This is a genomic window from Streptomyces daliensis, assembly GCF_054782395.1.
In genome coordinates this window covers 168,056-194,778 of record NZ_BAAGSO010000005.1, presented here as the reverse complement: position 1 = coordinate 194,778, position 26,723 = coordinate 168,056, and the positions used below count along the sequence as shown (strand labels likewise).

Genomic DNA, 26,723 nt, shown 5'->3' with positions numbered 1-26,723 from the left:
CTGGAGGGTTCGCAACGGGCCGCACTGGCGACTGCCACCGTGGTATTCGCGGTGCCGTCATCGCCCCTGGAGGGTTCGCAACCCGAATACCTCGCGGCCGGGCCCGCCCTGCTCCAGGCCGTCATCGCCCCTGGAGGGTTCGCAACCCGCACCGAACTCCCGCGCCACCGCCCGGCCCTGCGGGCCGTCATCGACCCTGGAGGGTTCGCAACGCGGAGAGCGTGGCGGCTTCGTCCAGCAGGACGACGGGCCGTCATCGACCCTGGAGGGTTCGCAACCACCACAGCGCCTCGTCTACCTGCTGGTCGGGGTCGAGCCGTCATCGACCCTGGAGGGTTCGCAACGCTGCACCTGGGAGGGCGAGCCCCGCACCGGCCCCGGGCCGTCATCGACCCTGGAGGGTTCGCAACTCAAGCGCCACCCCGACCTGAGCCAGGCCAGTCACGAGCCGTCATCGACCCTGGAGGGTTCGCAACCGTTCCTGACCCCGAATGCCTGGCTGACCTCGAACGGGGCCGTTATCGACCCTGGAGGGTTCGCAACACGGTCTCAGCACCGGACGGACGGGGGTGTGTCTTGGCCGTCATCGACCCTGGAGGGATCGCAACCGGTCTTCGTCCTCGGTGGCCTTGGCGATGGCACGCGCCGTCATCGAACCTGGAGGGTTCGCAACCCCCGCTCGATCTGGCCCTCGACACGCTCAGCGTCCGAGCCGTCATCGCCCCTGGAGGGATCGCAACGCGAGCACCCGCGCCGCCGCCAGTCCGCAGATCCCGCGCCGTCATCGCCCCTGGAGGGTTCGCAACGGGTCGGAGCCCGTAATCAGCCATCGCGGCTCATCAGCATGGTCACACCGAACGGCATAATACTTTGCGCAAACATCGCACCCTTTGAGTTGCGAACCCCATAATTACAGGCCCCTCAAGCCCCGAACCGTTGCCCATGCAACGACCCCGCTTCCCGTGTTGACGTGTCAACGCAGGGGCCGGGACGGAGGGGGATGCAAGCGGAGTGACCAGGGGGGAACGGGATCGTATGTCCGGGTTCGTCGACATCTCCGCAGGTCAGCGAGGTAACAATTTCGGGTTCGACTCCCCTAGGCTCCACAGAGAAGACCCCTATGACCTGCGGAAACGCGGTCGGAGGGGTCTTTTTGTGCCGGTTTTCCGTGTTGACGTGCCAGCACGGTGGTGCTGACACGCGGTATGCGCGGCCTTTGCTCATGGGGTTCGGGGCGGTTGTTTCTCCCCCCCTGTCGGGCTCCCCGGCCTTTGCGCGGGGTGGCAGGGGACGGCCTGGGAGGGCTGCGGCCCGTTTCGGGGTTGCTGTCGTGGGCGGACGGTATCGTCGGGCGTATGCAGGAGCGCTGGGAGGACGAGCGGGCGGCGATGGTCGTGCTGCTTCGGCGTGCCCGTACGGAGCGGCAGGAGCGCGAGGCCGTGGCGCGGGTGATGGAGGCCGGTAGCGCCTCCCGACTCCTCGATGAGGAACAGCAGTCCCTCTTCGGCGGTCCTGTTCAGGAGGAGCTGCCCGCTGCACGGGCCGAGCTGGAGCGTTGGGCGGCGCAGGGGATCGGGGTGCGTGCGCTGACCGAGACGGCTTATCCGCACCAGCTGAGCAGCGCTTTCGACGCCCCTGGGCTCGTATTCACCCGTGGAGAAGTGCGTTCCGGGGATGCCGGTGTGGCCGTGGTCGGCTCGCGTACCGCATCGCAGCGTGATCTTGCTCGGGCGGCTGCTCTTGCCGGTGGTCTCGTTACGCGCGGGCTGAGTGTGGTGTCCGGGTTGGCAGCGGGGATCGACGCGGCTGCGATCGAGGCTGCGCTGGATGCGGGTGGACGGGCGGTCGGTGTGATTGGTACTGGCGTGTATCACGCCTATCCGCCGGAGAATCTTGCCCTGCACCGCCGAGTTGTGGCTTCGGGGTTGGTGTTGTCGCCGTTCTGGCCGGAGACTCCGCCGTCAAAGACGACGTTCCCGCGGCGGAACGGCACGATGTCGGCGTACTGCCTGGCCACGGTGATCATGGCGGCGGGGCCGCGCAGCGGTACGCGTATTCAGGCGCGTAAGGCGGTCGAGCACGGTCGCCCGGTGATTTTGCTGCGTTCGGCCCTCGAGGGGAACGACTGGGCGCGTGAGCTGCTGGACCGGCCCGATGTCCACGTCGCTGACGGGGTCGATGAGGCCCTGGAGGTGCTGGATGAGATCGTGCGTCGCCCGGCGGACGTAGACCAGTTGCTGCGGGACCTCGTCGATCTGCCGTGACGGGACATTCGGGACATGAAAGGACTGCTCGGGCTGCCGAGATCATCGCCCGTACTCGGTTCACCGATCATTTCCTGGCACCTGTCCGTGCTGCCCACGGCATCTGTGCGGTGTGTGCGGGGCCTCTGGCTGATGGCGGGGCGCTGTGTTCCGCATGTGCGGCGCATCGCCGTCAGGCGCAGACGCTTGGTGCGGAGACGGCGGACAGGACCGTCTTCGTCGCGTACTCCGCCGCGGGCAGCCAGTCCGACTGGGACATGCACCGCTACAAGGCCGCCTCGCCGGGCCCGGCCAATCCCTCGTGGATGCGCACGGCGGGCCTCGCCGCGCACTTCGGCGTCATGCACCGCACGTGCCTGGACGCCGGACAGTTCGGGCCGGTGGACGCGTTCGCGGTGGTGCCCTCGCTGGGCGGTCGGCCGACGCCGCATCCGCTGGAGACCCTGGCGGCCTACCTGCTCCCCCGGCTCCCGGCCGTTGCGCTGTCGGCCGCTGCGGGCGATCGGGGGGACCGTGATCAGCGGCGCGTGCTCCGGCCCGACTTCTTTGCCGTCTCGGACCATGAGGCGGTGCACGGTCGGCACATCGTGCTCGTTGACGACACGTGGGTGACCGGAAGCCACCTCCAGTCCGCTGCGGCGGCCCTGCGGCAGGCGGGCGCAGCCCGCGTGACGGGTCTGGTCCTCGCCAGGCGGCTTCGTCCGGGCTGGGGGACCAACGCCGACTTCATCGCCGAGCAGCTCGTCCGCCCCTACGACATCGCGGTCTGCCCGGTGAACAGGCACGTCGAGTAAAGGCAGTTCCCCGTAAACGCTGATGCCCTCGGCTGAAGACCCTCACATCCGCCGAGCGGCCCCATCCCGCACGCACCGGCTTGTGAAAACCCAGCAGGAGAGGGGAGTTGGCTTACCTCGGCGGGAGTGTGGGTTGTCGAGGTATGTGGACGCTGGCTAGTCTGAGCGCAGGCATGGAGTTCGGGACAGGACCTGAGCCACCGCTGATCTCTTCGAGGCACGGAGCGTCGGAACGAGCCCTCGCCACCGCCTCCTTCCACGTTCAATTCCTTGGTTGCGGGGACCTCTGTGTCCTGGTGGCCGAAAGGTGCCTTTATGACCATCTACTGCCAGCATGCCAACCGCGGCAAGACGCAGGTCCTGGCCGTCTATCGGAGCGGGGACGACGTCGTGTCGTCGACCGTGACAAGCCTCGACAGCCCCGACCTCGCGGCTCCGGTCGTTGAGGCGCTCAACCGGATCTCTGCTCTCGCCACCGTCCCAGTAAGCATTTTCGATGAGCGTGGGCGACGTATAGCCAGCTATCCCACGGAACATCTTGCAGCGCTCACCGATCGGACTGCACGTGCTGAGCTCCTCAGCGGAGCGCACAGCCTGTGGTACGAGTCGGTCTGTCTGGAACTTCATCAGGCGCTGGCTGATCTGGATGACGCACTTGCCGCCGTCCCGCAGCCAGTCCGGCTCGCCATCGGAACGGAGCTTGAGAGGGAAGCACGCGAGCTGCGCGACGCACTTGCCGATTACACGGAGGCAATCCCCGTACCGGAAGGGAACAGGCGTAGCTGGGACCACGAGCGGCCTTTCGTTCCCTATGGAGGCGGATCGCCACTGCTGAGCACCACGGCACGCGAGCAACTGGACCGCAAAGAGGAGGGTCTCACCGCTGAGCAGCGCGCGGATGCCGTGGCGAATCTACGGGTATTGGTTTCCGCCTTCGAACAAAGCTCGGCCGCGGAGGCCGGCTCGGGGTTCTTCGCAGTCGAGTACCCGGAGATCTTCGCTGAGCCTTATGGCGCGGACCACCTCTTCCTGACCGTCGGTGTTCCGGAGCCGGACGGGGAGGGCGCGGGAGCCTGGCACATCGAGATCTGCCGTTGGGAGCCCGATGACCCGGATGAGGAGGGAGAAGACGAGTACAGCAGTGCCACAGGAGAACGCGTCCTGGAGTGCAGACTCACCACCGTGCCGCGTCCTGATGACATCGCCGACCTGCTCTCCCGGCTCGGCGCAGAGCCTGGACTTCTTCCTGAGTGGGCTATGACGGAGGTAGGAGATCCGCTCACGGGGACGAAATTCGTCGTCACCGGAGTGAACCGATAATACGGTACTGACCTGCCTGAATTGCGTTCGCAACGACCCCGGCCCCTGCGTTGACGTGTCAACGCAGGGGCCGGGGCGGAGGGGGATGGAAGCGGAGTGACCAGAGGGGAACGGGATCGTATGTCCGGGTTCGTCGACATCCCCGCAGGTCAGCGAGGTAACGATTTCGGGTTCGACTCCCCTAGGCTCCACAAGTAAATGCCCTTCTGAGCTGCGGGAACGCAGCTCAGAAGGGCATTTTTGGTGCGCATACGGTGTGCACGGGAGAGGCATGGATTCGAGCTGAGCGCCTCGGCTCCCGGGGCTGTAGCCGAAGCTGTCCGCAGACGGCGTCCCTCCTGAGTGCGTGGTGGGATGTTTACAACAGTTCGGTTCCGTCTCTGAAGGAGACGGAACCGAACGCGATCTCCAGCCGCCCGCGAGGAGTGGTACATCACACGGTCGCGTTCGATGCCTGGTGAGTGTCTGGATCGGGACAGGGCACAAGGTCCCGCTGCCCTCACGCCTTGACCTTGGGGACTCCGCCCTTGCGACCGACAGAGAAAGCGATGCGATAGACGTCCGGCAGATCGATTCGCCCGTCCTTGCGCCGCCGCATGACGCCCAGGTCGATCAGTTCGTCGACGAGGTCCGCATAGCGATCGGGATTGCGCGGGCCGGTACGGATCTCGCCCTCATCCCCTCCGCCGAGAGATTCGGCTTGGCGCCGCAGGGCATCCGTCAGGGCATCCGTTTCCCACAGCGCGAGGACGAGACTCTCGTCGATCGGTACTTGCTGGCCCTGCATCGGCTCGATGGCGACCGGAACCCAGGGCAGGTCCTCTCGGATCTCCTTCACGCGGATACGGGAAGCCGACTGCACACCGCTTCGGATGCCTTCGTGGTGGAGGGCATAGCCGTGGGTGGCGTAACGGGAGATCGTCTCCTGCACGGCTTCGGAGAGCGCGCTGAGGAAGCTCCGAGGGCTGACCTGTTCGCCCCCGTCCATCAAATGATTGGGCAGCCACGTATAGGTGTGCCCTTTGCGGAAGTTGGCGCCCATGTATGGGCCTGCGATGGCTTTGAACGCCTCTGCCTGGGCCTGCTCGTCACCCCGTAGCGAGGGGGGAGGTAGGTGCCTGCCGGTAGTGGGTTCGGTCCAGCCTGGAGTCAGGGCGCGGAATCGTGCTGCGGTTTCGCCTGGCTGATTTCCCAGGGAGTGGAAGAACAGTCCATAGAGATTGGCCGGGGCCCAGTGGAGACTGGCCGCGTTCGTGGTGAGCTTCGAGGCATCGGGGAAGTGGAGCAGCGCGCCGTCGAACATGTCCGGCCTGATGAAAACCTTGCATCTGATGTTGCGGGTGCCCAAACGCAGTTCGAGAGCAAGTTGAAGGATGCCCGCCACTAGACGGTCCGCCTGGCGCCGGTCCGCGTGCAAATGCTCCAGGGCATCGAAGAGGATGAGCTGGGTGGAGCCCTCCTCCTGGGTCTGCCGGTCTGCCTCCGCGATGGTCCAATCGCGGTCGTCGGGGTGTGCGCGCACCCACTCGACTCGCTTGTTCCAGAAACGGATCTTCTGGAGCTCCGGTTGCCCTAGGGCGACGAGGAGCACCGTAGTCCAGAGGTCCTTGGGCTCGACTCCGCTCTCGACCAGAGTGCGCAGGGTCGCCGGGCCGGGATAGCGGCCCGGGTCCAGCGCCGCCCCGTATCCGGCAGCCACCGACAGACGGCTGAGACGATCTATGCGGTACTCCTGCGCAGCCACTAGACGAAGGCGTTCGTCCAGCAGCGACCGGAACCAGAAGGTTTTCCCCACACCCCGGCCTCCGCGGACCACCGTGGTGTCCACGTCGAGCGCGAGACGATGACTGTCCGGGGTGAACAGCGTGTTCAGCGTTGGCTGTACCGTGTCAGCGTCCTGGGCCCTCGGCAGTGCGTCACTGAGCAGCGAGCGGTACTCATCGGCGCTGAGCTCAGCGGTCATCAGCTTCCCTCGACGATCAAGCGGCTGGCAGTATCCAAGAATTCACCATACGCGGCCCGGACCAACGTCTGATTACTCCAGCCTCGGGCGGATGCGCCGTCAAGGCCGACGAGTTCCATCGAGAACAGAATCGGGATTGGCGCATGGGGAGCAGCAATGTCCTCGGGCGCGGGGTTGAATCCAGTGGGGTCCTCCGCCGTCTGGTCGTCGTACAGAACGGAAAAGCACTCCCAGGCGTGCTCACGGAAGGCTTCCAAATACTCCACCCGGCGCGTGTCGGGCACCATCGCCGCGACCATACGGAGTCGTTCCCTGATGGCTGTGGCCTGACCCGACGCATTCCAGGCGGTGAACAGGTTTCGGTAGCCAGCCCAGGTCTGGCCGTTGTCGGAACCGAAGAGGAGGGTGAGGTCAGCCAGGCGGGAGATGGTGACCGCCGCGATATCGTGGATGCCAGCCCGGCTGTCGAGCAGGACCGCATCGGGGCGTCGGCTGCGTCGCTGGACGGCCTCCTCGCAGGCCGTCACAGCCGCTTCGAGTCGTTCAGCGAAGCCGGGAGCCCCGGCACTCGGAGTGTCGGCGTAGACCCGGTTGAGCTTGTCGATGTAGGTATACGGCCCGTCCGTCGGCCCACGTCCTGCGGCCGGTGCCACCCACAGCTCGCCGTTGCCGACCGTTGTGACTTGGGACGCCCGGGCCACCAGATCCAGGTTCTCTGCGTTGCCCACAGCGGCCTCGACCAGATAGTCGATGAGCCCGTATTCGGGTAGCTGCTTACCACTGAGGAGGAGCGGACCGCTTCCGGGCGATTCGAGATCCAGATCAACGACCAGCACGCACAGGTCCTGGTCGGCGAGGTGTTGGGCGAGCATATAAGTGGCCGTCGAGCGACCGACGCCGCCCTTGAACCCGTACAGGGCAGTGCGCGTGCTGCGGCTGGCTGGTTCGTCGGACTGAAGGGGCATCACATGAGCCCAGTCCTCGCCCACTACTGTGTTGTTGAGGAGCCTGATCCGGCCCTGTCCTGGTTCTGAAGCAGGAATTGGCGCCGGGAGGATACGAGGCGAGTCGAAGACCTGATCGGCGACGAAGAGTTCCGAAGCGAGGATGACCGGGTTTTGCATGGCGTACGAGCCCAACTTCTCTGCCATCCGGGTCCGCCAGTAGGCCACGGTCTCGGCGCTGAGTGAGGCACCCGGCTCTCGGTCGTCCAAGGCGAGAGACAACCGGCCGAGGATGTCGCGGACGACCAGCACGTCCGCCCCCTGGCCAGCCGCTTCGCGTGCGAAGTCCATGGCGAGCTGCTGCGCCTGGTCGAAGCGGACAGGTGCGGGAGGAACGGTCACTGCAGCACTCCGGTTAAGAGCGCCTGCTGGTGCAGGCGAAGGATCTGGTCGGCTGAGGTTCTGCGTTCTGCCACAGCGGTCTCGACTACCGCCGTTCCATCGAGGTATCGGTCATCGACGGACCAGGCCTCGAAGGGAGACGAACCGCTCAGCAGCCCGGCCAGAGCGCTTCCGGACCGGCCGTGCAGCATAAGAGCAACATCATCCCAGATCCAGGGCAAATGACCGAAGTCGCGCGCCTTGCCATCGCTCGTAGGAACCCACGGCTTCGGCGATGGCCGACCCCCCTTCTTTGGATTCATCGTGGCGCCAAGGTGCCGCAGGAGCAGACTTTTCAGCGCACATTCCACTGCAAATCCGAAGTGATGGTCAGCGTTCGGTATGCGGCCGTCATCGTGCAGATAGACAGCATCCTCGTAGTGGCGGCGCGCGGCATAGGCATAGTGGTGCTCGGCGGGCGCTGAAGTCACCGTGGAATCCTAGCTCGCAGCGGTGCACCACCCCACTCGTTGGAGAAAAGGGCATGCCCCCCCGCCACAGGCCCCTCAGAAACGATGAGTCGAGTACAGCTCACCTGTGAAACGGCCGACGGCCACCGGCCACCATCCGTACAGCGTTCTCGCAGGTCACCGGGTCTTTTCTCGACAGTTGCGCTCACACCGCCTCGTCCGGTACCAGTTCCTTGTCGATGACCTCCTGGGCGACCTGCGTCAGCCGACGGTGGTGGCGGCGGGCGTGGGCGCGCATGGCGTCGAAGGCCGCGTTCACGCTGGTGTCCAGGCGCACGGCCAGGACGCCCTTGGCCTGTTCGACGGTGACGCGGCTGTGCAGCACGGTGCGGAGCTGGACGGCGGTCGTACGGTGTGCGCGCAGGGTCTGTTCGTGGACCAGGCCGATGGCCGCGGCGTCCGCCAGCGCCTGCCCCAGGAGCACCGCGTCCTCGGGCACCGGCTCACTGATCCGCAGCAGCAGGAGGCAGCCCAGCGCCTCCCCGCGCACCCGCAGCGGCACCGCGCTGGCGTAGGCGCGCCCGGCGCGGCGGGCCAGCGCTGTGAACTCGGGCCACTGGGTGTCGCAGGCCTCCAGGTCGATCAGGGCGAGCGGGGCCATGGTCCGGTAGCACTCCAGCGCGGGGCCCTCGTACGCCGCGGCGGCGAACAGATCCGACAGCTCCGTCTCGCTGTCGCAGGGGGCGACGGGTTGCAGCGGCTCACCGGGCGGGGCGATGAGTACCGCGGCCGTGGCGTCCAGCAACTGCTCGCACCGGGTGCACAACTGCTGGAGGAAATCGATGATGTCGAAGTCGTCCACGAGGGTGTCGGCCAGTTCCACGAAGGTGTCGGCCAGGAGCTGTTCGCGGTTCATGAAGCTCGCCTCCTCCAAACGGCACCTGGAAGTCCGTTCTGCTGTTGTCGTCCGGGCCCGGGGCCCCGGGCAAGACGGTGCTGACGCTGAGAGGGCACGCTAGAAACGCAGCCTCAGTCGCCGGGTGACGAGATCGTGCGCGACCTCGGTGATCGGCCGGTTGGTGGCGAAGGCGTGGGCGCGCAGGCGGTCCAGTGCTGTCGCCAGCGACACGTTGAGCTGTTCGCTGAGCATGCCGGTCGCCTGGTGCACCTCCGCGCGGTGCAGATCGTCGACGATGCCGGGAAGCTGCCCGGGATGCTTCGGGTCCGTCGTGCTCATCAGCAGACACACGGCCAGCGCGTCGCTGATCGTCAGGGCTGCCGCGACCATCTCCTCGTCCACCGGGGGGCGGGTCGTGCGCCGGTGCCCCGTCAGCGCTCCCAGGCGTATCCCGCCCAGTCGCAGGGGGAAGGCGAACACCGCCCGCACCCCGAGCCCGAGCGCGCCCGGCACGAAGGCGGGCCACCTCGGTCCCGGGGCGAGTTCCAGATCGCCGACCAGGCACAGTGCGCCACTGAGCGCGGCCTCCACGCCCGGGCCCTCGCCCAGGGTGAACTGGAGATCGTCCAGGGCCGCGCTGGACTCGTCGCTGAACCACAGCAGTTCGGGGCCGTCGATCCGCGCCGACACCGCGACGCCGGCCATGCCCAGCAGCGCGGCGCACCGCCGCGCCCACTGCTGCGAAGGGCCCGGCCCACCGGGCGCCAAAGCCTCCGTCAGATCAGCGACCGTGAACTCGGACACTCCGCCTCACCAGCCCCCGCCCGGAACCCTCACCGATCGGGTACGTCCTCCTCCGTACTCACCATGCCATAGGGACATAAACCCCGTCCCCCGAACGTCACCGGCTTCCTGGGTGCGCCGATGTACCCCCGACGTACCCCCGATGCCTCGTCCGCTGGGCGCCGCGCGCCCCCGTCGCCGAGGCTGAGGAGATGGACAGCACACCCTCAGAACCCCCGCACGACGCGCCGCACAACGCACCGTCAGGAACCCAGCCGACGAGCCCCGCAGGCCCGGGCGCCAGGACGGTCGCGTCCGTGGTGCGGCGGCGGCTGGGGGAGATCCGTTCCGGGCTGGAGGAGCTGTACAAGGACCTGCACAGCCACCCCGAGCTGTCCTTCGCCGAGACCCGCACCGCGAGCGTCGTCGCCGGGGAGCTGGAGCGGCTCGGCTTCCAGGTGCGTACGGGCGTGGGCCGTACGGGCGTCGTCGGCGTCCTGCGCAACGGCGAGGGTCCGACGGTGCTGCTGCGGGCCGACATCGACGCGCTGCCGGTGCGGGAGCAGACGGGCCTGCCGTACGCCAGTGCCTCGACCGGCACCGACCCGGACGGCAAGCAGGTGCCCGTGGCGCACGCCTGCGGGCACGACATGCACATCACCTGCCTGCTCGGCGCCCTCGACCTGCTGGCGGGGGACACGGACCAGTGGTCGGGGACGCTGGTGGGCGTCTTCCAGCCCGCTGAGGAGGTCGGGGGCGGCGCGCGGGCCATGGTGGACGACGGGCTCTTCGAGGAGATCGGCGACCCCGACGTCGTGCTCGGCCAGCACGTGGCGCCCTTCCCCGCCGGGCTGCTCGCCTGCCATCCGGGCCCGGCGCTGGCCGCCTCTGACGGGCTGCGGGTCCGGATGTTCGGGAAGGGCGCGCACGGCTCGCGGCCCGAGTCCGCGGTGGACCCCGTCGTCATGGGCGCCTCGACGGTGCTGCGGCTCCAGACCGTCGTCTCCCGCGAGATCGCGGCCTCCGACACGGCCGTGCTGACGGTGGGAGCCTTCCACTCCGGTACGAAGGACAACGTCATCCCGGACGAGGCGGAGCTGCTGATCAACATCCGTACGTACACGGAGGACGTACGGGCGACCGTGCTGGCGGCCGTCGAGCGGATCGTGAAGGCGGAGGCGTCGGCAGCGGGCGCGGCGAGGGAGCCCGAGATCACCCCGGTCAGCGCCTTCCCCGTGCTGGTCAACGACGAGGAGGCGGCGGCGCGTACGGTCGCGGCGCTGCGGGGCCACTTCGGCGAGCAGGCCGTGCTCGATCCGGGCCCGGCGACGGCCAGCGAGGACTGCGGCGTGCTGGGGACGGAGTCGGGTGCTCCGGTCTGCTACTGGTACGTGGGCGGCTGCGACCCGGAGATCTACCGCGCCGCCGAGCAGTCCGGCACCACGCCCCGGGACATCCCCTCCAACCACTCGCCGTTCTTCGCGCCCCTCATCCAGCCCACCGTCGACACGGGCGTGCGGGCCATGACCGTCGCGGCGCTGACCTGGCTGGGCCGGGGGCACGGGCACGCCCCTCCGCCGCGCTGACCCGGTCCCGGTCCCGGCAAGCAGCAGGGGAGCGACGGACAGCACGGTGGGGACGGACGACGATTCCGCCCGTCCCCACCATGTGCCGGCGCTGCGTCAGCGCCTCAGCCGAGCCAGCGCATCAGCGCATCAGCGCGTCACCGCTCGTCGGCCTCCGCCTGCTTCGCCTGGACCTCCGGATCCAGCTCGCCCTCGCGGGACCCGGCCGCGGCCGCGGCGCCGGTCCCGGTCCCGGCGGACGCGCTGTCCACCGAGCTGAGGGGCGAGCGGTCGCCGACCTCCGTCGCGGCCGGGGGCTCGACCAGCCAGTCCGGGTTCGCCTGCTTGTCCCACCAGCGCCAGGCGGCGTACGCGCCGCCCGCCAGCAGCCCGAGCACCCCGAGCCGCTTGGCCAGCCGCCCTGTACGGGCACGGCGGGCCCGACGGCGGGCGATCTTCTCGACGTCCTTCGGCGTGACCTGACCGCGCAGCGCGGCCAGCGCGGCGGTGCCGCGCGAGGCGGCCTCCTCGCGGGCCGGGCCCGCGGCGGCGCGCGCGTCCGCCACGGCGTGCTCGATCCTGGGCGCCGCGTACTCCCCCGCCTTGCGTGCCGCCCGCCGCGTCCGCTTGGCGGCCCGGCTGGCGGCCTTGTCCAGCTCCGGAGGCAGCGCCTCACGGGCCTGCGCGACACGGGGGGCCATGTAGCTGACGGAGCGGTCGTAACCGTCGCGCGCTGTCGTACGGGCGTGCCGCGCGGCAACCGAAACCTTGGGCCCCAGCCGCGCACCCGCCTCGTGGGCGTAATGGGCGGCGGTGTCCCGGGCGGTTCCCGCGTAGGGCGCCACCACCTCCGCCGCGTGCCGCACACTCTCCTTCGCGTTGCCGGTCGCGGCGCGCACGCTGTCCTTGCGGGTCACGGGTTCCTCCTCATTGGTGGCGTGTCGTTCAGGGCTCGGGGGATTTCCTCCGAGGAGACACACTGTCGCTTTCCACCCGATTCGAAGATCATGCCTGGCTACGCCCGTTCCGGCATGTCAGGTGAGCGCATCCGAGGCATTCGGCACCGTTCCGGTCCCAGCGTCCGTGGGAGGATCGTCGGAGTCAATGCAGACAGATGGAAGGTAGATCGTGGCTGAGCAGCTCTACGCCACCCTGAAGACCAACCACGGCGACATCGTGGTCCAGCTTTTCCCGAACCAGGCGCCGAAGACGGTCAAGAACTTCGTCGAGCTGGCGGAGGGCTCCCGCGAGTGGACGCACCCCGCGACCGGCGCGAAGTCGACGGACAAGCTGTACGACGGCACGGTCTTCCACCGGGTGATCAGCGGCTTCATGATCCAGGGCGGCGACCCCCTGGGCAACGGCACCGGCGGCCCTGGTTACGAGTTCGGCGACGAGTTCCACCCGGACCTCGCCTTCGACAAGCCCTACCTGCTGGCCATGGCGAACGCGGGCCCCGGCACCAACGGTTCGCAGTTCTTCCTCACCGTCTCGCCCACCGCGTGGCTGACGGGCAAGCACACCATCTTCGGCCAGGTCACGGACCCCGCGGGCCAGAAGGTCATCGACGAGATCGCCGCGGTCGGCACCAACCCGCGCACCGACCGTCCGCTCCAGGACGTCGTGATCGAGTCGGTCGTCATCGAGCGCCGCTGAACCACGGGGCCGCTGGACCACAGCGCCGCTGAGGCGCCATGGCCCGCGCCGCACGCGGCGCGGGCGGCGCGGGCCATGGCGCCCGCCCCATCTCACGGGCCCCGCCGCGCGGGGGCCCGGGAACTGTTCCGCCCCGCCCGTCCGTAGAAGGGACAGGCGGGGCGGGGTCTTCCGTCGCGCGGACGCCGGAGTCGGAGGGGACTGAGCGATGGAGGAGCAGCAGCACCAGCCGCAGCGGTCGGTGGCGAGCTGCTATCGGCACCCGGACCGCGAGACGGGCATCCGCTGTGCCCGGTGCGAGCGGCCCATCTGCCCCGAATGCATGATCCCGGCCTCCGTCGGATTCCAGTGCCCCGAGTGCGTCAGGACCGGCTCGGGCACCGGACACTCGCGCGCCGCGAATCAGCCGCGCACGCTAGCCGGGGGTTCCCTGGCGTCCGATCCCCGCCTGGTCACCAAGATCCTGCTCGGCGTCAATGTCGCGGTCTTCGTCGCAGTGCTCGCGCTCGGGGACAGGATCGTCGAGGATCTGCTGCTGTTCGGCAGAGCGGCCACGGAGCAGTTCGGGCCTGTGGAGGGCGTCGCCGAGGGGCAGTGGTACCGGCTGCTGACGTCGGCCTTCCTGCACCAGGAGCCCTGGCACATCATCATGAACATGCTGGGCCTGTGGTTCCTCGGCCCGCCGCTGGAGGCGGCGCTCGGGCGGGTGCGCTTCACCGCGCTCTATCTCCTCGCGGCGCTCGGCGGCAGCGCGCTGACGTTCTACCTCGCGTCACCGGGACAGGGCTCGCTCGGCGCCTCGGGCGCGATCTTCGGGCTCTTCGGGGCCACGGCCGTGCTGATGCGGCGGCTCCAGTACGACATGCGGCCGATCCTCATCCTGCTGGCGATCAACCTGGTCTTCACCTTCACCTGGTCCGGCATCGCCTGGGAGGCCCACATAGGGGGCCTGGTCACGGGCGCCGTGATCGCTTACGCCATGGTGCACGCGCCGCGCGAGAAGCGGACGCTGGTGCAGTACGGGGCGTGCGCCGCGATGCTCCTCGTGATCGTCGCGGTCTGCGTCGTCCGCACGCTCCAGCTCACCCCGTAGTCCGCACGGGCCCCACCGCGTAGCCCATGCGGGGGATAACCCTGCCCGCGAGCCCCTCCGGCGGGCCAGGAGGGGCCCCGGAAGGGGGAGTTGTCCACAGCAAGCGCCGGATCTTGTGCATAGGGCGGGGAACGGCTGTCCAGGCTCGCTCAAAGGTGCGTTTTCCCAGCGAGACAGGGGTGGCGGGCGATGGGCGAGACGGGTACCCGGTCACATCGGCGTCAACCTCAGCGAAGTTATCCACAGATCTTGTGAAGTTTTCCAGCCCTGTGGATCAGCCTGTGGATAACTCCGCCCGAGAAACGCTTCTGCGACACCTGACCGGCGCCTCAGCGGCACCCCAGCAGAGCCTCAGCGGCACCTCACCGGCGCCGGAACCCGCTCACTTCCACTGGGTGGAGACCACGAACCCCGCGGCGATGAAGCCGAAGCCGACGACGATGTTCCAGTTCCCCAGGGCGTCGACCGGCATCGAGCCCTCGGTCACGTAGAACACGACGATCCACGCGAGTCCGAGCCCGAACATCGCCAGCATCAGCGGGGCCACCCAGCGGCGTCCACCGCCGCTGAGGTCGATCTCGGTCGCCTTCTTCTTCTCCGGGGGAGGTGTGAAGTCGTCCTTCTTGCGGATCCGTGACTTCGGCACGAGAGACTCTCCTGTCGATGCGCTTCGTGACCGCGCTCGGGTTTCCCCTCGGCCCGTCCGAAGACGTGTCCGTGAACATGTCCGTGGACCTGTCCCTGAACGTGGCCGGGAGGAGTGACGCTGTGGTGGTCCGTTAGCGTAGTGCTTCCCTGCGGCGGAGGGAGACAAGGGTACGGTGACCAGATTGCGCATCCGTCCTGTACGGCTGGCCACGCTCGGGGTCTTCGCACTCGCCGGGCTCATTTTCTGGGTCAGTTTCAACACGGCCCAGGGCACCAACATCCGCTCCGACGACTCCATGCTGCGCCTGTCCGACCTGATCCAGGAGCGGAGCAGGAAGAACGCGGAGCTGGACGCCTCAGCCGCCGCCGTCCGCGCGCAGGTCGACTCACTCGCGAAGCGGGACAGCGGCAGCAGCGCGGCGGAAGAGAGGAAGCTCACGGGCCTGGAGAAGGCCGCGGGCACCAGGAAGGTCACCGGGGAGGGCCTGAGCGTCACCCTGGACGACGCGCCGTCCGACGCCACCGCGCAGGTCCCCGGCGTCCCCGAGCCCCAGGCGAACGACCTCGTCATCCACCAGCAGGACCTCCAGGCCGTGGTCAACGCGCTGTGGCAGGGCGGGGCCAAGGGCATCAAGATCATGGACCAGCGGCTCATCTCCACCAGCGCCGTCCGCTGCGTCGGCAATACGCTCATCCTCCAGGGCCGCGTCTACTCCCCGCCCTACAAGGTCACCGCGGTGGGCGACCAGGAGAAGCTGCGCCGTGCCCTGGACGCGTCACCCGCGATCCAGAACTACATGCAGTACGTCGACGCGTACGGGCTCGGCTGGAAAGTCGACGAGCCCAAGGCGGTGACTCTTCCCGGCTACTCCGGCACAGTGGATCTCCACTACGCGCAGCCCAAGGAGTGAGCCGAGCGGAAGCGAGTGACAGCCGTGGCGTTACGAGCCGTTGTCAGGACCTTCAGCGAACTGTGCATCACCGTCGGCGTCGTCATCGTGCTCTTCGTCGTCTACTTCCTCTACTGGACGGGAGTACGGGCCGACGACGCGGGTGACGGCGAGATCGCCCGCCTCCAGGACCGCTGGTCCTCGGGCCCCGTCGCGGGCGGCGGAGCGGACTCAGGCGCCGGTACGGACGCGGGCGCCGACGGGCGTGCGGGCGGCGGCACGGGGGACGCGGGAAGCGACGGGGCGGGGTACGGGAAGCAGGCCGCCTACGAGGACGGCCGCTCCTTCGCCGTGATGTACGTCCCGCGCTTCGGCGCCGACTGGGCCAGGCCCGTGCTCCAGAACACCGACAAGCTGACGCTGCGCAAGGGCCTCGGCCACTACACGGACACCGCGAAGCTGGGCGAGAAGGGCAACTTCGCCGTCGCCGGGCACCGCCGCACGTACGGCGACCCCTTCAAGGACTTCCCCCGGCTGCGCCCGGGCGACGCGGTCGTCGTGACCGACGGGAAGACCTGGTTCACGTACCGCATCGACAACCGCCCGTATCTGACGCTGCCCAGCGACGTCGGCGTGCTCGCCGACGTCCCGAAGCCGGTCGACCCGGCCGCGACCCCCTACCGCGAGCCCGGTCGTTACCTCACTCTTACGACCTGTGATCCAGAGTGGGGGAGCAGCCACCGGCTGATCGCCTGGGCCCATCTGGACGCCACCCAGCCCGTTGTGGAGGGAAAACCCGAGGCACTGACGGATTGACGGATTGACCGGCTGAGGCCACGCCCCGGGGCACCGCACCGTACTCTGGTGGGCGCGCCTGGACGGCGGGCGCGGAGACGGAAAGGACGGCATCGCGGGATGTACGGCTGGATCTGGCGGCATCTGCCGGGCAACACCTACGTACGCGCGCTGATCTCGCTCGTGCTGGTGCTCGGCGTCGTCTTTCTGCTGTTCCAGTACGTCTTCCCGTGGGCGGAGCCGATGCTCCCGTTCAACGACGTCACCGTGGACAACGGTGGCGGGGCAGGGGCTGGCTGATGGCCGCGCGCATCCTCGTCGTGGACAACTACGACAGCTTCGTCTTCAACCTCGTCCAGTACCTGTACCAGCTCGGCGCCGAGTGCGAGGTCGTCAGGAACGACGAGACCGAGCTGCGCCACGCCGACGAGGGCTTCGACGGCGTCCTGCTCTCGCCAGGGCCCGGCACCCCCGAACAGGCGGGCGTCTGCGTGGGGATGGTGCGCCACTGCGCCGCCTCCGGGATCCCGGTCTTCGGGGTCTGCCTGGGGATGCAGTCGATGGCCGTCGCTTACGGCGGGGTCGTGGACCGGGCGCCCGAGCTGCTGCACGGCAAGACCTCACGGGTGAGCCATGACGGCACCGGCGTCTTCGCCGGGCTGCCCTCGCCCTTCACCGCCACGCGCTACCACTCCCTGGGCGTCGAACGCGACACCCTGCCGGACGAACTGCGCGTGACGGCATGGACGGACACCGGGCTGGTGATGGGGCTTCGGCACCGTGAACTGCCGGTCGAGGGAGTCCAGTTCCACCCCGAGTCCGTCCTCACCGAGTGGGGACACCTGATGCTCGCCAACTGGCTGGGCGAGTGCGGGGACGCGGGCGCCGTCGAGCGCTCCGCCGGACTGGCGGCGGTGGTCCACCATGCCGAGGGCAAGGGGTTGATCGCCACGTGACGGCGGTGCGCCCGGAGCACGAGGAGAGTGCTTACGGGGGCTCGTACGGCGCCTCGTCCGGGGGTTCTGAAAGTGAGCCGTACGGGCGGGACCGGCGTGGGCGCGGCCAGGAGCGGTACGACGGGCACGACGGATACAAGGCCCCGGACGCGTTCCAGGCCGCCGTCGACGCGCTGGCCGATCCGCTCAACGATCCTCTTCCGGGACCGTCCGGGCGCCCGGGTCCGGCTGGGCCGACGGGGCCGGTGGGACCGTCCGGTGCGACGGGTGCGACGGGTCCGGGGCAGGACGCGACGGGGTCCGTACGGGAGCCCTCGCCGGGCGGGCAGGGGCAGGCGCGGGGGCAGGACGGGCCCGTATCGCCCTGGTTCAGGCCGCACCGGGCTCCAGAGACGGACCCCGCACCACCGCCGACGCCCACGCCCGCACCCACGCCCTCACCGGCGCAGGCGGAGCCCGTATGGCAGCCCGTCGACCCGCTGACCGACCCCCTCCCCGGCCAGGAGGGCTATGTGCCCCCGGCCTCCCCGTACGGCGGGACGGCGGCCCCCGGACAGGCGCAGGGTCGGCACGCCCCGGCGCAGACACAGGCGCCCCAGGAGGCACAGGCGCCGTTCCAGGGCCCCGGGAGCGCCGGAAGCACCGGGACGGCGCAGGCGCCTCCGCGAGGCCAGCAGCAGCCCGTACAGGGCTCCGAGGGCGCGTGGTCCCCCGTCGACGGGCCGATACCAGCGCCCCGGCCCGCCCAGCCTGCCCAGCCCGACCGGCCCACGGTCGGCTGGGGCCACTCCGCCACCCCGGCACCAGCACCGGCGCCCACGCCCGCACCCGCATCCGCATCCGCGCCAGCACCGGCCGCCGACCTCACCGAGACGGCCGCGCTGCCCGTCGTCGGACGCGAGACCCCCGCGAGCGCGCCCGCTCCTCCCTCTCCCTCCGCCGAGGACGACCGTCGCACCGTCGGGCTCCGGAAGCCCACCGAGGCGGAACTCGGCGGCCGGGCCGCGCGCCGCCGCGCCGCGCAGGGCCGGGCGCGTACCGAACACCGCGACCGCGCCGCCCGTGGCCGCGCGGACAAGACCCCGCCGCCCGCACCACGCCCCGCCGGCACCCGGCTGGAGGCGAGACGCGCGGCCCGCGCCGCCAAGGACGGGCCCGCGATCATCGCCAGCCGCTTCATCGGCGAAGCGTTCATCACGGTCGGCGTGCTGATGCTGCTCTTCGTCGCGTACCAGCTCTGGTGGACGAACGTCCTCGCGGGCCAGCAGGCGGGCGGCGCGGCCAGCGACCTCCAGGAGCAGTGGAAGGACGACAAGGGCGACAAACAGCCCGATCCCGAACGCGCCGCCGGCGAGTTCGCGCCCGGCGAGGGCTTCGCCATCATCCACATCCCGAAGATCGGCATCGACTCCCCCATCGCGCAGGGCGTCTCCAAGAAGCAGGTCCTCGACAAGGGCATGGTCGGCCACTACGACGAGGAGCCCCTCAAGACCGCGATGCCCTGGGACAAGAAGGGCAACTTCGCGCTGGCTGGCCACCGCAACACCCACGGCGAGCCGTTCCGCTACATCAACAAGCTGGTCGCGGGGGACGAGATCGTCGTGGAGACGGCGAGCAAGTTCTACACGTACGAGATGACCAACCGCCTTCCGTCCACGTCCCCGTCCAACACGGGCGTGATCGGGCCGGTTCCGCCCCAGTCGGGCTTCAAGGAGCCCGGACGCTACATCACGCTGACCACATGTACCCCTGAGTTCACTTCCAAGTACCGTCTGATCGTCTGGGGCAAAATGGTCGACGAGCGTCCGCGGAGCAAGGGGAAGCCGGACGCCCTCGTCGAGTAGACGGGTCGGGTCGGGAAGCGTCGGAAGAGCGGGGCGGTACGCGGTGGCAGAGACCGAGCACGACGAGAAGGCCACCGCGCCCGAGCCCGAGCCCGCATCGGAGTCCGAGGCCGAGGCCAAGTCGAAGCCCGAGCGCGACCCTGAGCCGGAGTCGATGCCCGAACCCGAGCCCACTCCCGCGCCCGCGCCCCGTCCCCGCCGGAAGGGTTCGGCGCGGGGCCGGATAGCGGTGGCCGTGGGAGTCTTCGGCGAACTGCTCATCACCGCGGGCCTCGTGCTGGCCCTCTTCGTCGTCTACTCCCTGTGGTGGACGAACGTCCTCGCGGACCGCGAGGCCAAGCGCGAGGGCGACAAGGTCCGCGAGAGCTGGACCGCCGACCGCGGCCCCGGCAACCTCGACACCAAGGACGGCATCGGCTTCCTGCACGTGCCGTCGATGTCCGAGGGCGACGTGCTGGTGAAGAAGGGCACCGACCCCAAGGAGCTGAACCAGGGCATCGCGGGCTACTACACGAAGCCCGTCAAGTCCGGGATGCCGCAGGACCAGTCGGGCAACTTCTCGCTGGCGGCCCACCGCGACGGCCACGGCGCGAAGTTCCACGACATCGACAAGATCGAGAAGGGCGACGCGATCGTCTTCGAGACGAAGAACACCTGGTTCGTCTACAAGGTGTACGCGACGCTCCCGCAGACCTCCAAGTACAACGTGGACGTCCTGGACCCGGTACCCGAGGAGTCCGGCAAGAAGGACGACGGGCGCTACATCACGCTGACCACGTGCACGCCCGTCTTCACTTCCAAGTACCGCTACGTGGTGTGGGGCGAGCTGGAGCGGACCGAGGACGTCGACGATAAGCGCACGCCCCCGGAAGAGCTGCGCTAGTCCGTTCCGCTCCGCCGCCCTCCCCTCTCACTGCCAGCCGTTTCCCGACGGCGGATACCCGTACGGCTGAGGTTGCTGGGGATTCTGGGGCTGCTGGGGATGAGGCGCGGACGTGACGGTCGCGTCGCGCCCCGCCCGCCGCCGCGCGATCAGCGTCCAGGCGACCAGTACCAGGATCAGCCCGGCCCCCACGCCGATGCCGGTGACGGCCACCGTCCGGAGGGTGCCGCTCCGCTCGGCCTCCGCCGCGCTGAGCCCTTCCTCCGCCTGCTCCCTGTCGTCCTCGCTGACGCCGAACCCGGCGGCCACCGCGTCCCCGTCGTACGCGGGAGCCTCCTTCGCCTTGCCCCGCACATCCACGCGGAGGGTCAGCGGCGCCGACTTCTTGAAGTACTTCGCCAGCTCGGGGGAGGCCGTCACCTCCAGGTAGTACCAGCCCGCGAAGGGCGCCTCGGCACCCGAGTTCGCGAAGCGGTTCCCGAAGTCCACGACAGGGGTGTACGCGCCGACGGACGCCGACTCCGCGTGGTAGTCGGTGAAGTCGTCGTCCTCGAGCTGTCCGCGTGCGGGGTTGTACGCGGTGAGGCCGAGCGCGTTGAAGACGGTGGGCGGGAACTCGCCGCCCTCGCTGGAACTGCTCAGCTCCACGCTGGTGTTCAGCCGCTGCCCCCAGTCGACCGGCACCCGGTAGAAACGGGTCTCGCCCGGCTCGATGGCGTCCTTCCACACCCCTGTGGAGAGCGCGCCCGCGTCGTTGAAGCCGGTGCCGCCGTTGGCCTGCTTCTTGGCGCTCCCGGTGACAGGTGTGGGCGGCTCGTCGTCCGCGCCGTTGTCGCCCGGCGCGGTGGGCACGCTGCCCTTGAGACCCGGCTCGGACATGTAGCGCAGCTCCAGCGGCCAGCGCCCTCGCCCCGACGTGTCGGAGCCCACGCGCTCGACGGAGAGAAGGTACGGGCCCGCCTTCTGGCACTCGTCGTCCTCGCCCATGAGCCGCGAGGCGGTACCGGCTATCGGGTACGACCGTCCGCCCGCGCGGAACTGGGGGTCGTCCGAGCCGCACTCGTCCCCGTCGACCGTCTCCAGGCTGATCTCCAGCCCCTCACCGACGGTCCCGACCTTCGACCCCGGCTCGGGCGCCGCCACGGCGGACAGGAAGGCGCTGCTCTTCGCGTCGAGGTTGACGCTGTAGTACCGCTTCTCGCCCCGCCCGATCGTGTCCCGGTAGGTGCCCGGCTTGAGCTCGGGTCCGTCCCCGCTGCTGGCCGCGCCCTTGATCTGCCGCGCGTCCTCGGCGATCCCGTACCCGGGCACGTCGGCCCCGCCCGCTTCGCCCGCCGCCAGCGCTGATCCGGGCAGCGCGGCGACCAGGCACAGCGCCAGCACCGCCGCCGTGCCGCCGGGCACGCCACCGGTCCCTCGTACGGCCGCCCACTCATGGGCGTTCGGGGAGCGTCCCCCGGAAGATGTCAGTGCCACGCGCCACCCCTGCCGTTCCCTCGACTGCCGTTCAGCGGCGGCTCCATCCTGCACCGCAGCGCCCACCGCCGTCCGCCGGTATCCCCACGTCACCCGCGTCATCCGCGTCACTCACGCCACAGGCGTCCGCCGAAGCGCCTCGCGGGGGAGCCCTGTACACGAGCGAGGCCCCGACCGCTTCCACGCGGTCGGGGCCTCGCTCGATGAGTGTCTGTGGGTCACACACCCGAACCTGCGGGCACGGAGTCGGTCGCCTCCGTCCACAGATCCTGCTCGGCGCGATCCGCCTGGATCTGGCGGTACACGAGGAGCCCGCCGACGGCGGCCAGTGCGACCAGGAGAAGCTTCTTCACCGCGCTACCTCGTCCTTCTGAGAGACGTTGGGACCTTCTGGCGCCCGATGATACCCAACCACCCTCCCGTACAAAGCAGTCGGCCCGCCCGAAGATGATCTCCTCATGTCCGTAGGTCACCGTCCGACGGCCGGGCCTCACACCGGGTGCGCGATCTTTAGAAAAACGCGCCACGATTTCCACCCCACTGCCCCCGCCTTCGCCGCATCCGCGCAGGTCACACCGTGTTTCCGGTTATCCCTCGGCCCACGCGTCCCTGCCGGCGCACCCGCCCCGGACTGCCCGACTCCGTATTTCGCGGATTCCTTTATCCCTCTCCGACATCATCGAATTCCCCGAACAATTGCCAGTTCCCGGACGCGTAGCCCCGCACGACGCTGTTTCACGTGAAACATGACGTGAGTCGCCGGGGGCACGGCGGGGCTAACCGTCGACAAGCTCCCGCGCGGCGTCGAGCGCGAGGTGCCACGGGTACTCGTGCGGCCTGCCCTCCCCTGGCGGCCGGGGCACGAAGCCGCCCTCCCCGTACAGCATCCGCACCCCGGCCCGGCGCAGCGTCTCGACGCTGCGGCCGAACTGCGGATGCGTGGCGTACGCCGCGTTCACGCACGGCATCACCGCCAGCGGCCACCGCTTCCCGATGCCCTCCGCGACGTAGCCGGACACGAAGTCCGGGGTGAGCCCGAGCGCGAAGGTGTTGACCGTGTTCAGCGTCGCCGGAGCCACGACGGCGACATCGGCCCGCGGCCACACCTCCGTCTCCCGCGGCATCCGCACGGCACTCCGCACCGGATACCCGGTCCGCTCCTCCAGCGCGGGCACCCGCCCCTCCAGCCACAGCCCGGCGGTCCCCGTCAGCCCGACACACACCGTCCACCCCCGCCCCTGCGCATCGCGGACGACGTCCTCGATATCGAGCACGGGCGGCGCGGCGGAGCCGAACAGATACAGCACGCGGTCTTCCATCCCGGCATCCCATCACGCGGCACCGGGCTTCTCACCGAAGCCCTCACCAACGCAGAACGCCCGGCCCCTCCGAAGAGGGACCGGGCGTCGAGACCTTCCGGCCTACTGCTGTGCGGCTACCTGGACTTGAACCAGGGGCCTCATCCTTATCAGGGATGCGCTCTAACCATCTGAGCTATAGCCGCGCGCTGCACCGAAAGATTAGCGCACTTCAGCCCGCGTTCCCAAATCGGTTCCGCGACCGCCCCCGGGCGCCTCCCGGCCCCGCCCCGGCCCCGGCCGCGTACCGCCCCCGGAACGGCTCCGGAGCCGCCCCCGAGGCCCCGCACGCGAACGGTCGCGGCGCCCGGAGGCACCGCGACCGTAGGGACAGCGGAGGGGCAGGAGGCCCCTGTGAGGGACCGCCAGGGGCGTCCCCTCGCCGCGCGGGCCCGAGACGAGCTACTCGTCCTCGGCCAGCGTCAGCTCGACCCCGCCCACGAAGCCCGCGGAGAGGTTGTAGATGAACGCGCCCAGCGTGGCCAGGGCCGTTGCCAGGATGACGTCGATCACCGCGATGACCGAGGTGAACAGGAGCACCCGGGGCAGCGACAGGAACGACTCCAGGTCAAAGCCGCCGCCGTCGCCCGAGCCCGTCGCCTCGCTCACCGTGCCGCCGATGGTGGTGAAGACGCCCATCGCGTCCATCACCATCCACAGCACCGAGACGGCCACGACCGTGCACAGTCCGAGGGCGATCGACAGCAGGAAGCTGACCTTCATCACCGACCACGGGTCGGCCTTGGCCACCCGCAGCCGTGCCTTGCGCGTGCGCGGCACCGTACGGGCGCCCGTACGCGGCCTGCGCACCCCGCCTCGGGTGTCTCCGCCACCGCCGGACCCGCCGGACCCACCCGAGCCGCCCGATCCGCCGGAGCCACCCGACCCGCCCGAGGGAGGGGCCGGGTACGCCTGCGGCGGATGGTGCGGCTGTGGCTCTGGCTGCGGTTGGGGCTGCGGTTGCGGCTGGGGCTGTGGCTGAGGCTGCGCCTCCGACCGGGTCCGCGACTGCGACTGCGAGCGGCTCTCGGTCGACCGTTTCCCGGACGACTTACCGCTCTGTGTCCGCGGCTGTGGCTGCGCACCACTCACGCCTTACTCCTCGTCGTTCGACGGGGCCGGGGGCTCCTCGCCGGGCTCCACAGCCGCTTCCACTTCCTCGGCCTCACGACCGGCCTCGGCGTTACGTGCGATGCCGACGACCGCGTCCTTCTTGCCCAGGTTGATCAGTTGAACGCCCATGGTGTCACGACCGGTCTCCCGGACCTCGCTGACCCGCGTACGGATCACTCCACCGCTGAGCGTGATGGCGAGGATCTCGTCGCTCTCCTCCACCACCAGCGCGCCGACCAGTGAACCGCGGTCCTCGACGATCTTGGCGGCCTTGATACCGAGGCCGCCGCGACCCTGTACGCGGTACTCGTCCACGTTCGTGCGCTTCGCGTAACCGCCATCGGTGGCGGTGAAGACGAAAGTACCCGCCCGGACGACATTCATCGAGAGGAGTTCGTCCCCCTCGCGGAAGCTCATGCCCTTCACACCCGAGGTGGCACGGCCCATCGGGCGCAGCGAATCATCCGTCGCGGTGAACCGGATCGACTGCGCCTTCCTGCTGACCAGCAGCAGATCGTCCTCCGGGGAGACCAGCTCGGCGCCGATCAGCTCGTCGTCGCGGCCGTCGTCCATCTGACGGAGGTTGATCGCGATGACGCCGCCGGAGCGCGGCGAGTCGTAGTCCTTGAGCGGGGTCTTCTTCACCAGGCCCGACTTGGTGGCGAGCACCAGATAGGGCACCGCCTCGTAGTCGCGGATGGCGAGGATCTGCGCGATCTGCTCGTCCGGCTGGAAGGCCAGCAGGTTCGCGACGTGCTGGCCGCGCGCGTCCCTGCCCGCGTCCGGCAGCTCGTACGCCTTCGCGCGGTAGACCCGGCCCTTGTTGGTGAAGAACAGCAGCCAGTGGTGCGTGGTGGAGACGAAGAAGTGGTCGACGATGTCGTCCTCCTTCAGCTTCGTGCCCCGCACCCCCTTCCCGCCGCGCTTCTGCGCCCGGTAGTCCTCGGTCTTCGTCCGCTTCACATAGCCGCCACGCGAGATGGTGACGACGATGTCCTCCTCGGCGATCAGGTCCTCGATGGACATGTCGCCCTCGAAGGGGATGAGCTGGGTGCGGCGGTCGTCGCCGAACTTCTCGACCAGCGCCGTCAGCTCCTCGCCGATGATCTCCCGCTGACGGGCGGGGGAGGCGAGGATCGCGTTGTACTCGTTGATCTTCTTCTGGAGCTCGTCGTGCTCGGCGGTGATCTTCTGCCGCTCCAGTGCCGCCAGGCGGCGGAGCTGCATCTCCAGGATCGCGTTCGCCTGGATCTCGTCGATCGCGAGCAGTTCCATCAGGCCGCCGCGCGCGACGTCCACCGTGTCGCTGCGCCGGATCAGCGCGATGACCTCGTCGATCGCGTCGAGCGCCTTGAGCAGGCCGCGCAGGATGTGCGCCCGCTCCTCGGCCTTGCGCAGCCGGTACTGCGTGCGGCGGACGATGACGTCGATCTGGTGGTTCACCCAGTGCCGGATGAACGCGTCCAGGGACAGGGTCCGCGGTACGCCCTCCACCAGGGCCAGCATGTTGGCGCCGAAGTTCGTCTGGAGGTCGGTGTGCTTGTAGAGGTTGTTGAGGACGACCTTGGCGACCGCGTCCCGCTTCAGCACGACCACCAGGCGCTGCCCCGTACGCGACGAGGTCTCGTCCCGCACGTCAGCGATGCCGCCGACCCGGCCGTCCTTGACCAGCTCGGCGATCTTCAGCGCGAGGTTGTCGGGGTTGACCTGGTACGGCAGCTCGGTGACGACCAGGCACTGGCGGCCCTGGATCTCCTCGACCTCGACCACGGCGCGCATGGTGATGGAGCCGCGGCCCGTGCGGTACGCCTCCTCGATGCCCCGGCGGCCCACGATCAGCGCGCCGGTCGGGAAGTCGGGGCCCTTGATGCGCTCGATGAGCGCTTCCAGCAGCTCCTCGTTGCTCGCGTCCGGGTGCTCCAGGTACCACTGGGCGCCGGCGGCGACCTCGCGCAGGTTGTGCGGGGGGATGTTGGTGGCCATGCCGACCGCGATGCCCGCGCTGCCGTTGATCAGCAGGTTCGGGAAGCGCGCCGGGAGGACCGTCGGCTCCTGGTTGCGGCCGTCGTAGTTGTCCTGGAAGTCGACGGTGTCCTCGTCGATGTCCCGGAGCATCTCCATGGCCAGCGGCGCCATCTTGCACTCGGTGTACCGCATGGCGGCGGCCGGGTCGTTGCCCGGCGAGCCGAAGTTGCCGTTGGAGTCGACCAGCGGCATCCGCATCGACCAGTGCTGCGCCAGGCGGACCAGCGCGTCGTAGATCGAGGAGTCGCCGTGCGGGTGGTACGTACCCATGACGTCGCCGACGACGCGGGCGCACTTGTAGAAGCCCTTCTCGGGGCGGTACCCGCCGTCGTACATCGCGTACAGCACCCGGCGGTGCACCGGCTTCAGGCCGTCGCGGATGTCGGGCAGCGCACGCGAGACGATCACGCTCATCGCGTAGTCGAGGTACGACCGCTGCATCTCGGTCTCAAGGCTCACCGGCTCCACGCGGGCGGCGGCGCCTTCCAGCTCCACGGGAGCGGGGTCGCCCTCGGGCGCTTCCGGAACCTCGGGCACCTCGGGAGCTTCGGGGGTCTCGGGAGTGGGGGGGGTCTCGTCGGCCATTGCTTAGCTCAAGTCCTTC

24 protein-coding genes, 1 tRNA gene and 1 CRISPR repeat array are annotated in these 26,723 nt (G+C 69.4%); of the genes, 12 read left to right on the top strand and 13 right to left on the bottom strand.

Going from position 1 to position 26,723, the window contains the following annotated elements; genetic code table 11:
* Window positions 1–53: 53 nt before the first annotated feature.
* Window positions 54–806: a CRISPR direct-repeat array (repeat unit 29 nt; unit sequence GCCGTCATCGACCCTGGAGGGTTCGCAAC).
* 549 nt (window positions 807–1,355) lie between these two features.
* The 3 genes from ACYVOO_RS01625 (at window position 1,356) to ACYVOO_RS01615 (ending at window position 4,378) form a co-directional block, all read left to right on the top strand.
* Window positions 1,356–2,264 (top strand): DNA-processing protein DprA, encoded by a 909-nt coding sequence (locus ACYVOO_RS01625; protein ID WP_461013852.1) that lies wholly within the window; start codon window positions 1,356–1,358, stop codon window positions 2,262–2,264.
* Window positions 2,265–2,521: 257 nt separating this feature from the next.
* On the top strand, window positions 2,522–3,058 hold the full coding sequence (locus ACYVOO_RS01620; protein WP_461013851.1) for a hypothetical protein: 537 nt from the start codon (window positions 2,522–2,524) through the stop codon (window positions 3,056–3,058).
* 315 nt (window positions 3,059–3,373) lie between these two features.
* Complete coding sequence (locus ACYVOO_RS01615) at window positions 3,374–4,378, top strand: hypothetical protein (RefSeq protein ID WP_461013850.1); 1,005 nt, start codon at window positions 3,374–3,376, stop codon at window positions 4,376–4,378.
* Between the two features lie 499 nt (window positions 4,379–4,877).
* Here the strand turns inward: ACYVOO_RS01615 and ACYVOO_RS01610 are convergent, their stop codons facing one another.
* The 5 genes from ACYVOO_RS01610 to ACYVOO_RS01590 all read right to left on the bottom strand — a co-directional run bounded on the left by ACYVOO_RS01610 (window position 4,878) and on the right by ACYVOO_RS01590 (window position 9,838).
* On the bottom strand, window positions 4,878–6,341 hold the full coding sequence (locus tag ACYVOO_RS01610) for a hypothetical protein (protein WP_461013849.1): 1,464 nt from the start codon (window positions 6,339–6,341) through the stop codon (window positions 4,878–4,880).
* Window positions 6,341–7,687, bottom strand: coding sequence for a KGGVGR-motif variant AAA ATPase (locus ACYVOO_RS01605; RefSeq protein ID WP_461013848.1), 1,347 nt, complete (start codon window positions 7,685–7,687; stop codon window positions 6,341–6,343). Before ACYVOO_RS01605 ends, ACYVOO_RS01610 begins: the two co-directional genes overlap by 1 nt.
* Window positions 7,684–8,157: a hypothetical protein gene (locus ACYVOO_RS01600; protein WP_461013847.1), complete on the bottom strand. Its 474-nt coding sequence runs from the start codon at window positions 8,155–8,157 to the stop codon at window positions 7,684–7,686. The genes ACYVOO_RS01605 and ACYVOO_RS01600 overlap by 4 nt, the downstream gene beginning before the upstream one ends.
* 184 nt (window positions 8,158–8,341) lie before the next feature.
* Complete coding sequence (locus ACYVOO_RS01595; protein WP_461013846.1) at window positions 8,342–9,052, bottom strand: GAF and ANTAR domain-containing protein; 711 nt, start codon at window positions 9,050–9,052, stop codon at window positions 8,342–8,344.
* 99 nt (window positions 9,053–9,151) lie between these two features.
* Complete coding sequence (locus ACYVOO_RS01590) at window positions 9,152–9,838, bottom strand: GAF and ANTAR domain-containing protein (protein WP_461013845.1); 687 nt, start codon at window positions 9,836–9,838, stop codon at window positions 9,152–9,154.
* A 191-nt stretch (window positions 9,839–10,029) separates the two neighbouring features.
* Here ACYVOO_RS01590 and ACYVOO_RS01585 point away from each other — a divergent pair, with 191 nt between their 5' ends.
* Window positions 10,030–11,403 (top strand): amidohydrolase, encoded by a 1,374-nt coding sequence (locus ACYVOO_RS01585; protein WP_461013844.1) that lies wholly within the window; start codon window positions 10,030–10,032, stop codon window positions 11,401–11,403.
* A 137-nt stretch (window positions 11,404–11,540) separates the two neighbouring features.
* On the opposite strand, the gene ACYVOO_RS01580 is transcribed toward ACYVOO_RS01585, so the two are convergent.
* Window positions 11,541–12,299, bottom strand: coding sequence for a DUF5324 family protein (locus ACYVOO_RS01580; RefSeq protein WP_461013843.1), 759 nt, complete (start codon window positions 12,297–12,299; stop codon window positions 11,541–11,543).
* A gap of 211 nt (window positions 12,300–12,510) precedes the next feature.
* Here ACYVOO_RS01580 and ACYVOO_RS01575 point away from each other — a divergent pair, with 211 nt between their 5' ends.
* Both ACYVOO_RS01575 and ACYVOO_RS01570 read left to right on the top strand, forming a co-directional pair.
* Window positions 12,511–13,038, top strand: coding sequence for a peptidylprolyl isomerase (locus ACYVOO_RS01575; protein WP_453344224.1), 528 nt, complete (start codon window positions 12,511–12,513; stop codon window positions 13,036–13,038).
* 208 nt (window positions 13,039–13,246) lie between these two features.
* Window positions 13,247–14,131, top strand: a complete 885-nt coding sequence (locus ACYVOO_RS01570; protein WP_453344225.1) for a rhomboid family intramembrane serine protease — start codon at window positions 13,247–13,249, stop codon at window positions 14,129–14,131.
* A gap of 382 nt (window positions 14,132–14,513) precedes the next feature.
* Here the strand turns inward: ACYVOO_RS01570 and crgA are convergent, their stop codons facing one another.
* On the bottom strand, window positions 14,514–14,777 hold the full coding sequence (gene crgA, locus ACYVOO_RS01565; RefSeq protein WP_453344226.1) for a cell division protein CrgA: 264 nt from the start codon (window positions 14,775–14,777) through the stop codon (window positions 14,514–14,516).
* Between the two features lie 175 nt (window positions 14,778–14,952).
* On the opposite strand from crgA, the gene ACYVOO_RS01560 reads away from it, so the two are divergent.
* The 6 genes from ACYVOO_RS01560 (at window position 14,953) to ACYVOO_RS01535 (ending at window position 20,147) form a co-directional block, all read left to right on the top strand.
* Entirely contained in the window at window positions 14,953–15,690 is a 738-nt protein-coding gene (locus tag ACYVOO_RS01560; protein ID WP_453344227.1) for a DUF881 domain-containing protein, read from the top strand.
* 24 nt (window positions 15,691–15,714) lie between these two features.
* Entirely contained in the window at window positions 15,715–16,485 is a 771-nt protein-coding gene (locus ACYVOO_RS01555; RefSeq protein WP_461013842.1) for a class E sortase, read from the top strand.
* A gap of 99 nt (window positions 16,486–16,584) precedes the next feature.
* Window positions 16,585–16,764, top strand: coding sequence for a hypothetical protein (locus tag ACYVOO_RS01550; RefSeq protein WP_453344229.1), 180 nt, complete (start codon window positions 16,585–16,587; stop codon window positions 16,762–16,764).
* Window positions 16,764–17,420 carry an aminodeoxychorismate/anthranilate synthase component II gene (locus tag ACYVOO_RS01545; RefSeq protein ID WP_461013841.1) on the top strand — a complete coding sequence of 219 codons (657 nt, stop codon included), beginning with the start codon at window positions 16,764–16,766 and terminating at the stop codon, window positions 17,418–17,420. Before ACYVOO_RS01550 ends, ACYVOO_RS01545 begins: the two co-directional genes overlap by 1 nt.
* Entirely contained in the window at window positions 17,417–19,264 is a 1,848-nt protein-coding gene (locus ACYVOO_RS01540; protein ID WP_461013840.1) for a class E sortase, read from the top strand. The genes ACYVOO_RS01545 and ACYVOO_RS01540 overlap by 4 nt, the downstream gene beginning before the upstream one ends.
* 154 nt (window positions 19,265–19,418) lie before the next feature.
* A complete protein-coding gene (locus ACYVOO_RS01535; protein WP_461013859.1) occupies window positions 19,419–20,147 on the top strand; it encodes a class E sortase in 729 nt (242 codons plus the stop codon).
* A 27-nt stretch (window positions 20,148–20,174) separates the two neighbouring features.
* On the opposite strand, the gene ACYVOO_RS01530 is transcribed toward ACYVOO_RS01535, so the two are convergent.
* The 6 genes from ACYVOO_RS01530 to gyrA form a co-directional block, all read right to left on the bottom strand.
* On the bottom strand, window positions 20,175–21,551 hold the full coding sequence (locus ACYVOO_RS01530; protein ID WP_461013839.1) for a hypothetical protein: 1,377 nt from the start codon (window positions 21,549–21,551) through the stop codon (window positions 20,175–20,177).
* A gap of 290 nt (window positions 21,552–21,841) precedes the next feature.
* Window positions 21,842–21,976 (bottom strand): DLW-39 family protein, encoded by a 135-nt coding sequence (locus ACYVOO_RS01525; RefSeq protein ID WP_212732741.1) that lies wholly within the window; start codon window positions 21,974–21,976, stop codon window positions 21,842–21,844.
* A gap of 423 nt (window positions 21,977–22,399) precedes the next feature.
* A complete protein-coding gene (locus ACYVOO_RS01520) occupies window positions 22,400–22,942 on the bottom strand; it encodes a flavoprotein (protein ID WP_461013838.1) in 543 nt (180 codons plus the stop codon).
* A gap of 111 nt (window positions 22,943–23,053) precedes the next feature.
* A tRNA-Ile gene (locus ACYVOO_RS01515) sits at window positions 23,054–23,127 on the bottom strand.
* Window positions 23,128–23,383: 256 nt separating this feature from the next.
* Window positions 23,384–24,073 carry a DUF3566 domain-containing protein gene (locus tag ACYVOO_RS01510; RefSeq protein WP_461013837.1) on the bottom strand — a complete coding sequence of 230 codons (690 nt, stop codon included), beginning with the start codon at window positions 24,071–24,073 and terminating at the stop codon, window positions 23,384–23,386.
* Window positions 24,074–24,076: 3 nt separating this feature from the next.
* Window positions 24,077–26,704 (bottom strand): DNA gyrase subunit A, encoded by a 2,628-nt coding sequence (gene gyrA, locus ACYVOO_RS01505; protein WP_461013836.1) that lies wholly within the window; start codon window positions 26,702–26,704, stop codon window positions 24,077–24,079.
* Between the last annotated feature and the right edge of the window lie 19 nt (window positions 26,705–26,723).

What these genes read in the sequence shown, in the direction of transcription:
- ACYVOO_RS01535 (WP_461013859.1), top strand. Translation starts at nt 19,419, where the DNA reads ATGCCCGAACCCGAGCCCACTCCCGCGCCCGCGCCCCGTCCCCGCCGG.
- ACYVOO_RS01520 (WP_461013838.1), bottom strand. Translation starts at nt 22,942, where the DNA reads ATGGAAGACCGCGTGCTGTATCTGTTCGGCTCCGCCGCGCCGCCCGTG.
- ACYVOO_RS01585 (WP_461013844.1), top strand. Translation starts at nt 10,030, where the DNA reads ATGGACAGCACACCCTCAGAACCCCCGCACGACGCGCCGCACAACGCA.
- ACYVOO_RS01550 (WP_453344229.1), top strand. Translation starts at nt 16,585, where the DNA reads ATGTACGGCTGGATCTGGCGGCATCTGCCGGGCAACACCTACGTACGC.
- ACYVOO_RS01570 (WP_453344225.1), top strand. Translation starts at nt 13,247, where the DNA reads ATGGAGGAGCAGCAGCACCAGCCGCAGCGGTCGGTGGCGAGCTGCTAT.
- ACYVOO_RS01620 (WP_461013851.1), top strand. Translation starts at nt 2,522, where the DNA reads ATGCACCGCTACAAGGCCGCCTCGCCGGGCCCGGCCAATCCCTCGTGG.
- ACYVOO_RS01595 (WP_461013846.1), bottom strand. Translation starts at nt 9,052, where the DNA reads ATGAACCGCGAACAGCTCCTGGCCGACACCTTCGTGGAACTGGCCGAC.
- ACYVOO_RS01615 (WP_461013850.1), top strand. Translation starts at nt 3,374, where the DNA reads ATGACCATCTACTGCCAGCATGCCAACCGCGGCAAGACGCAGGTCCTG.
- ACYVOO_RS01625 (WP_461013852.1), top strand. Translation starts at nt 1,356, where the DNA reads ATGCAGGAGCGCTGGGAGGACGAGCGGGCGGCGATGGTCGTGCTGCTT.
- gyrA (WP_461013836.1), bottom strand. Translation starts at nt 26,704, where the DNA reads ATGGCCGACGAGACCCCCCCCACTCCCGAGACCCCCGAAGCTCCCGAG.
- ACYVOO_RS01610 (WP_461013849.1), bottom strand. Translation starts at nt 6,341, where the DNA reads ATGACCGCTGAGCTCAGCGCCGATGAGTACCGCTCGCTGCTCAGTGAC.
- ACYVOO_RS01545 (WP_461013841.1), top strand. Translation starts at nt 16,764, where the DNA reads ATGGCCGCGCGCATCCTCGTCGTGGACAACTACGACAGCTTCGTCTTC.